Here is a 14,113-nt window from a genome sequence, read left to right as displayed (position 1 = left end):
CTGTTGGCTTTCTTGCATCGTCGCGCCAATGCATCGCCGATTTGAACGGCGACGCGCGCTGTGCGCGTTGCCACCGCTGCGTCAACACTTCCTTAAGCGGGACACTGTTTTTTTCGGTCTGTTGGTGTATTCGGGAAGCAGTGCATATCGATTCCCGAGTGCACGCAGCGAAGTAGAGCCATCTCACATACTGGAGGGCAACATGGCTAAGAAGGCAAAGAAGGCGAAGAAGGCGAAGAAGGCGAAGAGCGCAGTGAAGAAGACTGCGAAGAAGACCCGCAAGGTCGCCAAGAAGAAGTAAGCCTCTCGCCTCGAGAGGAATGTCGGCGGCTTGACGCCGGCACGTCGCGAGAGCCAGCGGACGGACTGCTGAGAGGCACATCCACCCAAGGCTCTGGCTGACGAAAGAGGGTGTCGGCGAGACATCAGGTCAAACGGCTGGATCGAATTTCGGAGAGGGCAACCTTCCCAAAACCGGTCCGGCAGAAGAAACAGAGATTTCTTCGTTCGGTGCGGAGCCCGCTTGGTTCCGCAATTTCACCGGCGAGAATGCCGAGCTGAAATCTGGTCCTGACGTGTTCGCCGACCCCCTCGTTCCGGCGGCCCGCGCAGTCCGCGCCCGGCAGCCACTTTCCCCATCCCCGTTCCGGATCGACGTTGGGCCTGACGGCCTCGCGTTGCTTTTGTCTGTGCGGCCGGCCGCACGCCGTTCCGCGGCTCGTCAATCGGTCGCACCGCCCCTCCGTCAATTTCGAAACTGATTGCCCGGCAGACCTGCCGGCGCCCGCGGCCAATGTCCGCCATGGTTATCGTTGTCCCAAGCACCAGGGTAAACCGGCGTTCACGAATGCAAGGAAGTGCCTGCGGCACAGGCACTTCTGCGATTCCTGGAAGCGCCCCTGGCGGTTCCGATTTACATCCCGTTCATCGCGATACTTAAACCGCTCTTCAAATTTGATGGGCCATGATCATCCCAACAAGCCGGCAAGACGGCACGCGGTGATCCCAAGGATCGGCGCCGGGCATGATCAAGAGATCAGCCCGGGAATGACAGGGTAGTTTTTAACAGTGGACGGGGGCCGCGCTCGGGGGAGGGTGGCCAACAACAAAAAGGGGAATGAGAATGTTTCAGGGGGTCATCGATCAGGAAAGCGCTGTCCCGGTTGCCGCAACGGCAATCCAGGACGTGCTGTTCGAACGTGGCATGTATTGGGCGAGCGGCCGCTCCGGTGTGGTCAACCTCATCGCGGCGCACAAATGGTTCAACCTGGCGGCGCTCAAGGGACGTACCGACGCGATCGCGCACCGGCGCGAAGTCGCCGAGCAGATGTCCGATGTCGAGATCGCGGCTGCCCAGCGCGAAGCCCGCGCCTGGATGACGACGCACTAAGCAAGGCAGCCGATATCGATGGGAGCCTCGGCTCCCTCGCTCCACCTAGAACCAGTATCGCGCCGCGTAGATCACGGTCATCAGCGCTCCGGCCACGATGACGAACTGCCGGACGATGTGGGCGGGAAGGATCCGGATCAGGAAGCCTCCGGCATAGCCGCCGATCACGGCGCCGAGCAGCATCGCCCAGGTCTCCGGCCACCGCACTGCTCCCTGAAAGACAAAGATCAATGTGGCAGCGAGCGACACGCAGGTCGCGAGCAGGTTCTTCAACGCCTTGATCGCCCTGATGTCGTTGGGCTCGGTGATCGACAGCACCGCGGTCAGGATGACGCCTAATCCGGCACCGAAGAACCCTCCATAGACGCACGCCAATCCCAGGGCGGCACCGCTCGCGCCGGTCGACGACAGGGCCGCGGCCCTCTCGCACCCGACGGTCCATCCCTGGATCCGCGGCGCGAGGGCAAACAACAGCGTTGCAAATGCGATCAGAGCCGGTACCGGCAGCACGAACAGCCGTTCTGGAAGCAGCAGCAGCACGCCGGCGCCGATTGTGCCGCCGAGCGTGGCGACCGCGACGTAGCTGATCGTGCGCCGCGTCGGCGGCGGCAGCTTGCCGCGATCGGCGAGCGCTGCGATCAAATGCCCCGGCGAGATCGCCACCGCATTCGACGCGTTGGCGATGACGGCCGGCAGGCCCGCCGCGAGCATCGCCGGAAAGGTGATGAGCGTCGCGCCGCCCGCCAGTGCATTGATGGTGCCTCCGGCGAGCCCGGCCGCCAGCAACAGAAGACTTGTCTGGGTATCCATCCTTCACCCTCTTGAGGGTGAGCAGGCTAGCGGCGGCGCGCCAATCGGTCTGGAACGTCTGTGACGTCACCTCAGCCGCGCCAGTAGACGCCCGGCGTCGTGCCAAAGGTGCGGCGGAACAGCCGGGTAAGGTGGCTCTGGTCGGAAAAGCCCGCATCTGCCGCGACTGCCGCGATCGGCTCGCCGGCGCGCAGCAATTGCCGGGCAAGATTGAGGCGGGCCAGCAGGCGGAAGGTATGCGGCGGGATGCCGAGCTCGCGGCTGACCATGCGGCTGAACCCTTCGCGGCTTCGCCCGAAGCCGGCGGCAATCGCTCCGATCGGCCCGACGCTCTCGGTCAGTGCGATGCCGAGCTTGTCGGTGCGCCCGGCGGGGTGGGACGGCGCGCACGACAGGATGTCGTCGGCGATCTCGCTGACCTGCCCAGGCGAGATCTCGTCGACGTTGCGCCAACGCTGCCGGAAGCGGATGATCCGCACCGACGAGCGGACGCGGCCCGCTGGAACGTAGGCGTTGAGGCAGACCGTTTCCTCGTCCGACATCGTCATCGGCGCATGCAGCATTCCGGCCGGAATGAGCGCGGCATGACCGGCAGGCACGGTGACGGTCGCGCCGCCGATGCGAAAGGCACGCGAACCCGACAGCACCAGCACGATCTGGCTCTCGTCATGGAAGTGCGGCTTGAGGCCAAGCGAGCCGGCGCCGCGCCACGATGCCAGCTCGACGATGTCTTCCCTGTCGGCTTGCTGATAAGTCCAGGCATTGGTCATGGCGAGGCGAGCGATCACTGAGGTCTCGAACCGATGGGGTGGGTGATCCCCAAGCGTAGCACGGGGGATCACCGCCCGTCATCGGACGTCACCGCTACGCAACCGAGGCGATCGGCGAGGCCGAGCGCATCGTCACTATCGCGATGAGGGCGGCGACGAGGTTGGCGGCTGCACTGATCGCGACCGGAATGAGGTAGCTGTGGCTGATGTCGTAGGCGAAGCCGGCGGCGCTCGGGCCCAGCAGCGTGCCAACAGCGACGCTGGTGTAGAGGATGCCGATGATGCCGCCGACATTGCGGCCGCCGAAATGGTCGGTGACGACAGCGGGCAGGATCGCGACCCAGCCGCCATAGAACAGGCCGAACAGCAGCGCGAAGACCGTGAGCGACCAGAAAGTGCCGGCGATCGCCCAGATCGCCAGCGAGACGGCCATGCCGAGGTACATCGCGACCAGGAATGCATCGCGGCCGACGCGGTCGGCGATGCCGCCGAGAAAGAAGCGGCCGGCGGTGCTGCCGACCCCGATCATCCCGAGCAGCAGCACGGCAAGCGTCGGCGCGACCTGATGATCGACCGCGAAGGGCACGAGGTGCACGAAGGGCACGAACACGCCGAACGCGCTGATCAGGCAGGCGGCATAGAGCCCGGCGAAGCGGGCGGTCCGCACCGCAGCGCGGATCGAGACGCCCTGCCGGAGCGGCGCGCCCGAAACCGTCTCGAGCGGATCGCCGTCCGGTCCCGTGCCGTAACGGCGCGGATCGTCCGCGATCAGCAGCGATGCACCGATCCCGGCAACGGCGGCGACAACGCCCAGCACGACATAGGCATCGCGCCAGCCGAGGCTCGTGATCAGCCAGGTCGCGAGCGGGGGCATCACCAGTGTGCCGACCCCGATCCCGCTGACGGCGAGGCCCGACGCAAAACCGCGCCGCCTGACGAACCAGCGCTGCACGGCGCCCAAGGTCGGAACGTAGGCGCAACCGACGCCGGCGCCGATACCGATGCTGTAGGCGGCATAGACTTGGAGGATGGTCTGGGCCTGTCCCGCCAGCACCATGCCGAGACCGACCAGCACCATTCCGAGGCCAGCGAGCCTGCGTGCGCCCCAGCGATCGGCAAGCGGACCGGAGATCATCCCCAGGCCGAAATACAGGAAGCCCGCGAAGGAGAACACCAGCGACACCGAGCCGCGCGAGGCGCCGAACTCCCGTTGCAGGGACTCGACGAAGGACGAGAACGTATAGGCGCTGCCGAAGCCGATCAATGTGACGACGAAGGCTGCTGTGACGACATACCAGCCGTAGAACGGCTTGGCTCGTTGATAACCAGCGTGCATGACGGCATTCCTCACGATCGTTCTCCCTGTGCCGCGTGACCACCGGTCTTGCTCGGCGGGTAGAGCAGCATCTGCGTGCAGCGAAACAGCGCGATGGTCTTGCCCGTCGCCTCGCTGCGGATCTCGGCGTCCCACACCTGGGTGGTGCGCCCGGCGTGAACGAGGCGCGCCTCGCAGCTGACGCCGCCTTCATGCGCGGCGCCGATGAAGTTGGTCTTCAACTCTCCGGTGGCGAAGCCGTTGGCGCCGTCCGGCAACGACGCGAGGCAGCCGAACCCGCATGCGGTATCGGCCAATGCGACGATGCTTGCGCCGTGCAGCAGCCCGTGCGGCGAGAAGTGTCTTGCTGCAATCTCGAAGCGGCCGCGAATGTGGCCGCGTCCGGCTTCGAGCCATTGAAAGTCCAAGAGGCCGGGCAGGCTGCCGGCTTGCGACGCGTTGATGCGGTCGACGAGCGGGCCGGTCTGGCCGCCTGCAGCGATTTCGCGGAGTGCGAGGTTGTTTGCGACCTCGGTCATGGCATGGCCCCAGCAAGAAAGTGGGATTGCCGGGGGTGCCAGAGAAGATTAGAAAATCTAAGTTCCATGGTTCGACTTTCTCTGCGTTGACGCGGCTTTCAGCATTGGATTAGGCTGATAGAGCGCCCGGAAGGCCGAGTTGGCAAACCAGATTTGCTGGTCAATTCAGATTAGAAAATCTAAATCATGGAAAGCAGGCTACCACCCCTGAACGCGCTCAAGGCGTTCGAGTCCGCCGCTCGCCATCTCTCGGTGAAGCTCGCGGCCGAGGAGCTATGCGTGACGCCGGGTGCGGTCAGCCAGATGCTCAAGACGCTCGAAGCCGATCTTGGCGTGAAGCTGTTCGAGCGGGTGCCGCGCGGCATCTATCTCACCGACGCCGGCCGCGACTATCTGCCGTCGATCCGCAACGCCTTTCGCCAGATCGCGGATGCCTCGCGCCGCGTCGCGGCGTCCGTCGATGTCGGTACGCTGACGGTGAGCGTCACGCCGTTCTTTGCGTCGGCCTGGCTGGTGCCCCGCATGGCCTCGTTTCAGGGCACGCATCCCGAGATCGATCTGCAGGTCGTCACCAGCAACACAGTGGTCGATTTCTCGCGCAGCGGCGTCGACGTCGCGGTGCGCCACGGCCTCGGCCGCTATCCGGGGCTGCGCAGCGACCGCGTCGTCACGGTGGAGATGGTGGCGGTCGCATCGCCGTCGCTGGTGGCGCGCCTCGGGCGACCGGCATCTCCCGGCGCGCTCGCAAGCTGGCCGCAGGTGCACGACGCCGATCGCAAGGGATGGAGCCTGTGGTTTCAGGCCAACGGCATCGCGGAAGTTCGCACGCCGCGCGGACCCTCGTTCGATGACAGCGGCCTTCTGCTGAAGGCCGTGCTGACGGGGCAGGGCGCGGGCCTGCTGCCGGCCGCGATGGTGGCCAATGAGATCGCGAGCGGTGAACTGATCCAGCTGCTCGAGACCGCGCATCTGGAGGAGTTCGCGTACTATCTCGTCTGTCCCGACAACAGGCAGTCGCTACCGAAGATCGCGGCGTTCAGGGAATGGATCCTGGGACCGGTCGCCCAGTCAGCCGCCGCTGGGCGGTAGCTAGCGATCCGGTGGCGGCTTACCGATAGAACGCGTTGGGCGGCACGCCAAAATGCTTGCGGAACATCGCGGTGAAGGCGCTCTGGCTGGCATAGCCCGAATCGAGTGCGACATCGACCACGCGCGCGCCGCGCGCGAGGCGTTCGAGCGCGAACAGCAGCCGTGCCTGCTGACGCCATTCGCCGAACGTCATGCCGGTCTCCCTGGCGAACAGACGATGGATGGTCTTCGACGTCAGCTTCAGCCGGCGCGCCCATTGCTCGGCCGTGGAGCCATCGTCCGGGCGGGCCACCAGCGCGGCGCAGACACGCGCGAGCCTTTCGTCGCGCGGCATCGGCAGATGCAGCGGCAGCACATCGACCTCGCGCAGCTGGTCGAGCAGCACGCGCATCAGGCGCTCGTCGGAGGTCGCGGGCGCATAGTCCAGCGGGACGCGCATCGCGGCAACGAACAATTCGCGCAGCAGCGGCGAGACCGCGAACACGCAGCTGGCCTGCGGCAGATTGGGAGCCGCGTCGGCGTCCACGAACACGGTGCGGATCTTGACCGCGCCGCACATCCGGACCTCGTGCTCGAGATCGGCCACGAGCCACACCGCGCGATTGGGCGGCACCACCCAGGTGCCCTCGGCACATCGCACGACCATCACGCCTTCGATCGCGTAGAGCAGCTGGCCGCGCGGATGCGCGTGCAGGCCGGTCGACGCGCCGCTCGGATAGTCGATCTCCATCGCCGCCATCGGCCGCGCCGTAGCGTGATAGTCGAGGTGTCGCGTGATCAGCTCGTCCAACACGTCTTCATCTCGCATGTCCCAATCTCGCTAGGCGAGGTCATTCTAGCGTGAGACGGACGTTGGCGCGACAGCTAGTTGCTGGTGTGTCCTTCACCAACGCGCTGCCGGGGTCATGTTCAAGCAGAAAGTTGCACTTCTCTATCCCTTCGTTGCCATCGTGCTGTGGGCAGGCAACGTCATCGTTTCTCGCCTCTCGGCGCACACGATCGGTCCGCAGGCGATCACCTTCTATCGCCTGCTGGTCGCCGTGCTCTTGATGTCTCCGTTCGTGGCGCGCGGCGCCTGGCGCAATCGCCATGCGATCTGGCCGCATCTCGGTCCGCTCGCGATCCTCGGCTTCCTTGCGATGTGCCTGTTCCAGAGCCTGTCGTATCTGGCGGCCGAGACCACCACCGCAACCAACATGGCGGTGTTCACCGCGCTGACGCCGCTGTTGACGGTCGCCCTCAGTGCCGCGCTGCTCGGCGAACCGCCGACGCTTGGCATGATCTGCGGCGCGCCGCTGTCGTTTGCGGGCCTTGTCTATCTCGTCAGCGGCGGCGACTTGTCGTCGCTGTTGCAGAACGGCGTTCATGCGGGCGACGCGCTGATGCTGCTGGCCGCGATCGTCTATGCGCTCTACGGCGTGCTGCTGAAGCGCTGGAATCTGCCGATCACCGGATGGCAATCCACCTACATGCAGGCGCTGTGCGCGCTGGCCGTGATGTTTCCCGCCTTCCTCGCGACGCCGGCGGCGCTGCGGCAGGTCAACGCCGAGACGTGGCCGCTGATCATCTATGCCGGCGCGCTGGCCTCGGTCGTGCTGCCGTTTCTCTGGATCCGCGGCGTCGCGCAGCTCGGCCCGAACCGCTGCGCGATCTTCATGAACCTTCTGCCGGTGCTGACGGCCGCGGCCGCGATCGTGGTGCTGGGCGAGCCGGTGAGGCCATTCCACGTCATCGGCGGCGGCCTCGCGCTGCTCGGCGTCGCCTGCGCGCAAGCCTTGCCGCGGCCGGTCAAGACGGCCCGCGATGCGCGATGACGCGCAAGTCGAGGATTGGCGATCTCGACGTTTTGATCGCATGTGAGAGGCCAGGGCAGAATAGGGCGCTACGCTCGGCGATCACCGGTTCGGTGAGACGGAGTGATCACGATGCGTGTTGCCTTGCGCGTATGCTTGCGTATTTCCCTGGCCTTGACGTTGCCGCTTGTGATGCTGTGGAGCTCGTTTGCCGGCGCCGCAACGGCGCATCACCGTCGCGCACGACAGCACCTCATCATTCGTCCAAGTGAACGGGTCGCTCCTCCGGACCGGTACGTATATCCGGGCTTTGGCCCGATCCCGCCCGGCGAGAACCGAAACCTCGATCCATCCACCCGCGGCAGCGGCTGACGTCGTCAGCGCCGCACTGATGCTTCATCGCATCGATCGCGTGCCCGCGTGCGGGAAGTTGGTCAAAGACCGAGCTATGCTGCGTCGGTCACAAGCTGGTGCTGAGAACTCTCGGCGACACGCTTTTCGAGCGTCGCAATCGTTCCCTTGAGATTGGCGTGCCGGTCATTGAGCGACCTTGCCAAGATCGGATACCTCGCGTCCGATCGGTCGTAAATGCCCGCGCGCGCCTCTTCGGTCGCGATATCCGCTTCGATCTGCTGGCAGGCCAGCATGAGGTCGGACAGCATCTTGCTGACCGTCGACTCCCGTCCGCCACGTCCGCGAGCTGTCTCAAAACGATGATGCATGTTCATTTGCGTGCTCCGAATGTCTGAGTTCGGCACATCGAGAACAGCGGCGCCGAACTATTCACGGATACATCGCAAGTTGCCTGCCAGTCGCGGGGCCGTAGGAATACGGTCGGGGCGGTGCGGCGCGGGGTATGCCACCGGGTGGCGATAGTCCGATGGGTCTCGCAGATTAGTCTCGCCGCCACGCCGGAACGCAGGCGCCCAGCGTGACGCGTTTGAAGTCTCGAGCGGCGTCCTGATCTCCAGCCTGTTCGGCAAACCTAACCGCTGCCTCCATGTCCTGAGCGGCGGACGCGCTCTCGCAGAATTGGCTTCGAATTTCAGCCCGGTATCGATATGCCCTGTAGTTCATCGGGTTGTACTGAAGCGCCAGGTTGTAGCTATTTTGCTCCTCAGTGGCGCCTCGGCGCGCTTCATCCGACTGACTGTCGAAGGTGGTTTGGCGATTGAGCGCCTGGAGTGTCCCGAGCTCCGTGTAACGCAGCGACATCGCGCCGAAACTGGCAGGAAGGGCTTCACCCGATGAGGAAGATTGCCTCGCCGAGGTGCGTTCAATTTCGATCTGTTTGTATTTGATGGCGTTGCCGTAGTCCCGCAAGCTTTGGAACGTGCTCGATATTTCGCCGGTGATCGGCGCGAGATAGGCGGTCGGGAGGCGGCGATCGCTCAGCAGGTTGAGGCATGCCCGTATCTTTGCCTGCGCAGGCGAGACATCGCGACATTCCTTGTCAACCACACGCCACTCGTCACGCGAATGCAGTGTCGGCGGCGTCTGCGCAGCAGGCAGAACCAGAACCAGCGCGAAACAGACCGCCAACCTGAGACCGCGACTTGGGCTATCCATCTATTTCGCCTTCAGCCCGATCTCGACCGGCCGGCGGATCATCGAGCGCGCTTCATGATCATTTGATGCCAAATAATCAAGCCGAGGGAAAGCTGAGTTCGTAGATGGACCTAAAAGTGAGGCCGTTCGTGACTGGGAAAGACCGAACGGCCCCAGCCGGCCCGTAGTGCCAAAATGGAAGAAATAGGCCGGCGCTCCAGCTACGGAGCCGCCGGACAATGGTTTCACCGCTGTCTATTGGCGTCGCTACCGTACGCCCGCCGCTGCGGCCGATTGCTATGAGCGCGCAGGGTCGGCCTGACGACAGGTCGTCAAAACAAATGCCGCCTTGCTACATTGCCACTCGCTGCCGAGCGCAGCGCTCGAGACCGGCCGTGGGGCAGCAACGATCGCCAGTGCAACAACCATGCAGGCCAGCGAAGCTGCGACGACGAGCCTGCCTGCTTTCGATGAGAAGCGCTGCCGCAACCAGAAGCCTAAGTCGGAGGATCGGCGAATCTGGGCGTTACGCAGAACCTGGTCGAGATCCTGGAATTGGATGCCACTGTCTTGCTGCATGGCCTTACCCCGGAAATTTTCAGGTGAAAGAAAACAATGCGGGGATCGTGGGCGCGGTTTGTTGCGCGCTCGCTTCGCGGCGCCGGGAATGATGTTTCATTCACGCGGAGGTTACCGCCGTCATACCGGGCGGGCCGACGCCCGAATTGCTCCACGGAGATCCTTGGGGACCATCGTTGGGTAGCCAGTTGTGGGGCTGGCGGAGAGGGAGGGATTCGAACCCTCGATACAGCTTGAGACCGTATGACGCTTTAGCAAAGCGTTGCCTTCAGCCACTCGGCCACCTCTCCAATGGCGCCGATATGCCCGAGTGGGCGCTGAGCCGCAAGCGGCAGATTCAGATTGCGACAAGGTGATTTGAGGGCAGCTCGGCCGTCGGCCTTTCCCGAGCCTTTATACACCGTGCCAATCGGTAGGCAGCGGAACGCGCTGATGTCTAAAATGCAAGATATAACAAATAATTAGCGTGATCTTGGGTGAGGATTGGAAGCGCCCGGCGCCAAGCCTGTTGAAAACCGGTTGCGCCGGCTCATTCCACGCTGGCGCCGCGGCGCAAATCGGCCTCGATCTGCAATTTGGTGCCGCCGCCGAACCGGGCGCGGTAGACCTGCAGGTTTTCCATGATCCGCTGGACGTAGTTCCGCGTCTCCGAGAACGGAATCAGCTCGACCCAGTCGACCGCGTCGACCTTGGGATCGCGCGGATCGCCATAGCGCTCGATCCACTTCCGCACGCTGCCGCGGCCGGCATTGTAGGCGGCGAAGGTCAGGATATAGGAGCCGCGATAGTCCTCGAGCAGGCCGCCGAGTTCGGCGGCGCCGAGCATCGCGTTGTAGACCGGATCGGTCTTCATCCGGTTGAGGTCGAAGCCGATGCCGGCGCGCTTGCAGACGTAACGTCCGGCGTCCGGCGTCACCTGCATCAGGCCGTAGGCCTGGGCCGGCGACACCACCGCCGGATTGAACGCGCTCTCCTGGCGCGCGATCGCGTAGACGACGCTCTGCTCGACCTCCGGCCCGACCTGGCGGAACGAGGGGATGCCGTTGACCGGGTAGGCGTAGTGGTCGAACGGCAGTCCGCGGTTGAGCGCGGCCTTGCCCATCAGCAGCATGCCGCGGGCATCGCCGTGGCGCGCGGTGAGCTCGCCGAGGCCGGCGAGGGCCTCTGGATCGCCATTGTCGCCCATGTCGCCGAAGATCGGGATAGCGAGCTCGCGCGCGTCGATTTCGTAGAGCAGCGCCACCGCGCGCACGATCTCCAGCCGCTCGGCGCCGCGGCCGCGCGGCGCGCTGTTCAGCGCGATCTGCGGCAGGCCGAGCTTGGCGCGCGCGAGCTGCCCGTAATAGCTGGTGGATTGTTCGGCCGCGCGTGCATAGGCGGCACGTGCCTCCTGACCTTGGCCGGCAGCCTCGGCCGCACGGCCTTGCCAATAACCGGCACGCGCCAGCGCGGTCGGGTTGGCGCTGCCGACGCCAATCCGCGCGAAATGCTGGGCGGCGAGGGCGGGATCGTTGAGGAAGCGCAGCGCGATCCAGCCCGAGGTGAATTCCTGCTCGGTCTTGTAGATGTCGCGGGCCGGCAGCGCCGCGTCACGTGCGATCAGATAGGCGGTGCGAAACTCGCTGCTGTCGATCATCTTGCGCGCCAGCAGCCGCCGCTCGATCCACCATTCGTCGACATTGTAGAGGCGAGAGGCTTCCTTCGGCGCACTCAGCATCAGCCGCGCGGCCTCGGCGAATTTCTCCTCGCGGCGGAGCAACTGAATCTTGGCGAACAAATAGCCGGTGTCGCCGGAGAGCTCGCTCGGCACGGCTTCCAGCAGCGCGCGCAGGTTCGAACCCTTGCGGGTGGCGGCGATGCGTGCCTTCGCGAGCGCCACGTAGCCGGAGCCAAGGCGCTTGGCTTCGCGCATGCCGGCGGCCTCGTTGTCGGTGCCGTACAGCATGGTGTCCATGCGTGCCTTGTGGTCGCCGGCAGTCAGCAGCGAGCCGAACAGGTCGAGCGCGGTGTTTTCGGTGTCCTCGCTCATTCCGTCGTTGCGCCAGGCCTCGCGGACCAAGCGCTCGGCATTGCCGCGGTCGCCGCCTCCGATCATCACCTTGGCGAGTGCCAGCCGGCCCTTGGCCGAGACCGGCGATTCATTCTGGAACCAGGTCCAGACCGCGGAGTCGTCGCGGCGGTCGTCCCACAGCGAGGCCTCGATGCGGCGACGCAGGAAGGTCTGCGACGGCCAGCTCGGATTGGCATCGAGGAAAGCGCGGTAGCGCTCGACCGAGGCGCCGTTGTCCTCGCTGCGCAGGATCAGCCATTCGGCAAGCTTGCGCGCGACCGGATCGGAGATCGAAGCCTCGGCCTCGGTGGCGTCCGCCGGCTTGCGCTTGCGCAGCAGCTCGACGACGCTTGCAAGCGCTTCCTTGTCCGACTGCGACGTCGAGGATGTCGCGGCCACGGCCGCAGGCAGCACCGGCTTGCGCGCGATCGGCGCGGCATGCTGGCGGGTTGCCGGAACCAGCGCGGGCGCGGGCACCGACCTGTTCGATACGGTTCCCGTTGCGACCGGAGCGGCCGGCTTGGCCGCGGTGGTCTTGGATGTGTTGGTCTTGGACGCGGTGCCCTTGGATTCCGGGGTCTTCGGAGTCGTTGCCTTGTGAGCTTCGGTCTTGGCAGGAGCGGCCTTGGCCCCATCGGTCTTCACCGCGCCGGACTTGGGCGACGTTGTCTTGTGAGCCTCGGTCTTGTGAGCCTCGGTCTTGTGAGTGTCAGTCTTGGCAGCGCTGGTCTTGGCAGCGTCGGTCTTGGCTGTACTGGCGGCGTCAGTCTTGGCAGCGCCGGGTTTGGTTGCCGTTGATTTTGAAGCCGCCGCCTTCGGAGCCGTGGACTTCGGCGCGGTCTTGGAAGGGGCAGGCTTCGAAGCCGTGTCTTGGGCAGCCGGCTTTGCGGTTGGAGCATCTTCGGCGGCCCAGGCGTCGGCCGTGATGGCGGCAAGGCCGACAACGAACGCCAGGCTCGTCGCCAGCGCCGTCGACCGCAATGTGCCTGCGCGAACGGAACGGATCACAGAAGTCCTCTGCGGCCCCGAATCATCTGGTCGTTTGGGCCATGGGTTCTTATTTGATTGAAAACGTACACAAAATACTAAGAAGCCTGCCGGTGCGGCTGTTTGCGCCAGCACAACGGCAAAATCGCGGCTGGAAACGATTTCGCGCGCCGCAGATTACCGTTGGGAATAGGTACGGTACGGCCCTTTCGCCTGTCGGCCAGACCCGATATGAATTGCCTTTCATGGCGTTTCGCAACAACCGGGTGCCGGTCGCACGGACGTGAAGCGCGCCAACAACAAGGGTCCGTCGACCTAGCCTTTAGCCTGAAGCGTTTGGAGGAAGTCCATGGCAGCCAAGACAAAATTCCGGGGATCATTCACTGCCTTGGTGACGCCCTTCAAAAACGGCTCGGTGGACGAAGCAGCGTTCCGCAGCCTCGTGAACTGGCAGATCGCCGAGGGTACCCACGGCCTGGTGCCGGTCGGCACCACAGGCGAGAGCCCGACGCTGAGCCACGACGAGCACAAGCGGGTGGTCGAATGGTGCATCGAGGAGGCCAAGGGCCGGGTGCCCGTGATCGCCGGCGCCGGCTCGAATTCGACCAAGGAGGCGATCGAGCTCGCCGAGCACGCCGAGAAGGCCGGCGCCACCGCGGTACTGGTCGTGACGCCGTACTACAACAAGCCGACCCAGGAAGGCATGTATCAGCACTTCAAGGCGATCAACGATGCGATCGGCATTCCGATCATCATCTACAACATCCCGCCGCGCTCGGTGATCGACATGTCGGTCGACACCATGAAGCGGCTGTTCGAGCTGAAGAACATCGCCGGCGTCAAGGACGCCACCGCGAGCATGGTGCGGGTCTCGCAGCAGCGCGCCGCGATGGGCGAGGATTTCAACCAGCTCTCCGGCGAGGACGCCACCATCATCGGCTACATGGCCCATGGCGGCCATGGCTGCATCTCGGTGACCTCGAACGTCGCGCCGCGGCTGTGCTCGGAGTTCCAGACCGCCTGGCAGAAGGGCGACGTCACCACGGCACTGAAGATCCATGACAAGCTGATGCCGCTGCACACCAACCTGTTCATCGAGAGCAATCCGGCGCCGGTGAAGTACGCGATGTCGCTGCTCGGCAAGCTGGACGAGAAGCTGCGCCTGCCGATGGTGCCGGTCACCGAAGCGACCCGCCAGGCGGTTCGCGGCGCCATGGTGCATGCCGGCTTGATCAACTGAGCC

The 14,113-nt window shown here is 64.8% G+C and carries 13 protein-coding genes and 1 tRNA gene; 4 read left to right on the top strand and 10 right to left on the bottom strand.

Going from position 1 to position 14,113, the window contains the following annotated elements:
• Positions 1 to 1,123 precede the first annotated feature (1,123 nt).
• Positions 1,124 to 1,390 (top strand): hypothetical protein, encoded by a 267-nt coding sequence (locus tag XI02_RS25490; protein ID WP_018271956.1) that lies wholly within the window; start codon positions 1,124 to 1,126, stop codon positions 1,388 to 1,390.
• Positions 1,391 to 1,435: 45 nt separating this feature from the next.
• Here XI02_RS25490 and XI02_RS25485 read toward each other — a convergent pair whose 3' ends face one another.
• From XI02_RS25485 to XI02_RS25470, 4 genes are all read right to left on the bottom strand, one after another.
• On the bottom strand, positions 1,436 to 2,200 hold the full coding sequence (locus XI02_RS25485; protein WP_026192853.1) for a sulfite exporter TauE/SafE family protein: 765 nt from the start codon (positions 2,198 to 2,200) through the stop codon (positions 1,436 to 1,438).
• 71 nt (positions 2,201 to 2,271) lie between these two features.
• Positions 2,272 to 2,988 carry an AraC family transcriptional regulator gene (locus tag XI02_RS25480; RefSeq protein WP_026192852.1) on the bottom strand — a complete coding sequence of 239 codons (717 nt, stop codon included), beginning with the start codon at positions 2,986 to 2,988 and terminating at the stop codon, positions 2,272 to 2,274.
• Positions 2,989 to 3,064: 76 nt separating this feature from the next.
• On the bottom strand, positions 3,065 to 4,306 hold the full coding sequence (locus XI02_RS25475; protein ID WP_018271953.1) for an MFS transporter: 1,242 nt from the start codon (positions 4,304 to 4,306) through the stop codon (positions 3,065 to 3,067).
• Positions 4,307 to 4,317: 11 nt separating this feature from the next.
• The gene (locus XI02_RS25470) at positions 4,318 to 4,824 is read right to left on the bottom strand and encodes a PaaI family thioesterase (RefSeq protein WP_018271952.1); all 507 of its coding nucleotides are present in this window, start codon (positions 4,822 to 4,824) and stop codon (positions 4,318 to 4,320) included.
• Positions 4,825 to 5,010: 186 nt separating this feature from the next.
• Here XI02_RS25470 and gcvA point away from each other — a divergent pair, with 186 nt between their 5' ends.
• Positions 5,011 to 5,913, top strand: coding sequence for a transcriptional regulator GcvA (gcvA, locus tag XI02_RS25465; protein WP_018271951.1), 903 nt, complete (start codon positions 5,011 to 5,013; stop codon positions 5,911 to 5,913).
• A gap of 19 nt (positions 5,914 to 5,932) precedes the next feature.
• Here the strand turns inward: gcvA and XI02_RS25460 are convergent, their stop codons facing one another.
• On the bottom strand, positions 5,933 to 6,721 hold the full coding sequence (locus tag XI02_RS25460; protein ID WP_041482662.1) for a helix-turn-helix domain-containing protein: 789 nt from the start codon (positions 6,719 to 6,721) through the stop codon (positions 5,933 to 5,935).
• 97 nt (positions 6,722 to 6,818) lie between these two features.
• On the opposite strand from XI02_RS25460, the gene XI02_RS25455 reads away from it, so the two are divergent.
• Positions 6,819 to 7,727 carry a DMT family transporter gene (locus XI02_RS25455; RefSeq protein ID WP_018271949.1) on the top strand — a complete coding sequence of 303 codons (909 nt, stop codon included), beginning with the start codon at positions 6,819 to 6,821 and terminating at the stop codon, positions 7,725 to 7,727.
• A 425-nt stretch (positions 7,728 to 8,152) separates the two neighbouring features.
• Here the strand turns inward: XI02_RS25455 and XI02_RS25450 are convergent, their stop codons facing one another.
• The 5 genes from XI02_RS25450 to XI02_RS25430 form a co-directional block, all read right to left on the bottom strand.
• Positions 8,153 to 8,434, bottom strand: a complete 282-nt coding sequence (locus XI02_RS25450) for a hypothetical protein (protein ID WP_016843993.1) — start codon at positions 8,432 to 8,434, stop codon at positions 8,153 to 8,155.
• A 166-nt stretch (positions 8,435 to 8,600) separates the two neighbouring features.
• Positions 8,601 to 9,167: a hypothetical protein gene (locus XI02_RS25445; RefSeq protein ID WP_244980665.1), complete on the bottom strand. Its 567-nt coding sequence runs from the start codon at positions 9,165 to 9,167 to the stop codon at positions 8,601 to 8,603.
• Positions 9,168 to 9,551: 384 nt separating this feature from the next.
• Positions 9,552 to 9,833: a hypothetical protein gene (locus XI02_RS25440; RefSeq protein ID WP_018271948.1), complete on the bottom strand. Its 282-nt coding sequence runs from the start codon at positions 9,831 to 9,833 to the stop codon at positions 9,552 to 9,554.
• 197 nt (positions 9,834 to 10,030) lie between these two features.
• Positions 10,031 to 10,123 (bottom strand) — tRNA-Ser (locus XI02_RS25435).
• Positions 10,124 to 10,362: 239 nt separating this feature from the next.
• Positions 10,363 to 12,849: a transglycosylase SLT domain-containing protein gene (locus XI02_RS25430; protein WP_370144253.1), complete on the bottom strand. Its 2,487-nt coding sequence runs from the start codon at positions 12,847 to 12,849 to the stop codon at positions 10,363 to 10,365.
• Between the two features lie 370 nt (positions 12,850 to 13,219).
• Between XI02_RS25430 and dapA the strand changes: the two genes are divergently transcribed.
• Positions 13,220 to 14,110, top strand: a complete 891-nt coding sequence (gene dapA, locus XI02_RS25425; protein ID WP_026192851.1) for a 4-hydroxy-tetrahydrodipicolinate synthase — start codon at positions 13,220 to 13,222, stop codon at positions 14,108 to 14,110.
• Positions 14,111 to 14,113: the final 3 nt, after the last annotated feature.

Origin of the sequence: Bradyrhizobium sp. CCBAU 21365 (assembly GCF_015291305.1) — a bacterium.
Lineage (GTDB): Bacteria > Pseudomonadota > Alphaproteobacteria > Rhizobiales > Xanthobacteraceae > Bradyrhizobium > Bradyrhizobium elkanii.
Note: the sequence above shows the minus strand (reverse complement) of the source record. Positions and strands in the feature narration are given on the sequence as shown.

What these genes read in the sequence shown, in the direction of transcription:
- XI02_RS25490 (WP_018271956.1), top strand. Translation starts at nt 1,124, where the DNA reads ATGTTTCAGGGGGTCATCGATCAGGAAAGCGCTGTCCCGGTTGCCGCA.
- XI02_RS25485 (WP_026192853.1), bottom strand. Translation starts at nt 2,200, where the DNA reads ATGGATACCCAGACAAGTCTTCTGTTGCTGGCGGCCGGGCTCGCCGGA.
- XI02_RS25475 (WP_018271953.1), bottom strand. Translation starts at nt 4,306, where the DNA reads ATGCACGCTGGTTATCAACGAGCCAAGCCGTTCTACGGCTGGTATGTC.
- XI02_RS25470 (WP_018271952.1), bottom strand. Translation starts at nt 4,824, where the DNA reads ATGACCGAGGTCGCAAACAACCTCGCACTCCGCGAAATCGCTGCAGGC.
- gcvA (WP_018271951.1), top strand. Translation starts at nt 5,011, where the DNA reads ATGGAAAGCAGGCTACCACCCCTGAACGCGCTCAAGGCGTTCGAGTCC.
- XI02_RS25460 (WP_041482662.1), bottom strand. Translation starts at nt 6,721, where the DNA reads ATGCGAGATGAAGACGTGTTGGACGAGCTGATCACGCGACACCTCGAC.
- XI02_RS25455 (WP_018271949.1), top strand. Translation starts at nt 6,819, where the DNA reads ATGTTCAAGCAGAAAGTTGCACTTCTCTATCCCTTCGTTGCCATCGTG.
- XI02_RS25450 (WP_016843993.1), bottom strand. Translation starts at nt 8,434, where the DNA reads ATGAACATGCATCATCGTTTTGAGACAGCTCGCGGACGTGGCGGACGG.
- XI02_RS25440 (WP_018271948.1), bottom strand. Translation starts at nt 9,833, where the DNA reads ATGCAGCAAGACAGTGGCATCCAATTCCAGGATCTCGACCAGGTTCTG.
- dapA (WP_026192851.1), top strand. Translation starts at nt 13,220, where the DNA reads ATGGCAGCCAAGACAAAATTCCGGGGATCATTCACTGCCTTGGTGACG.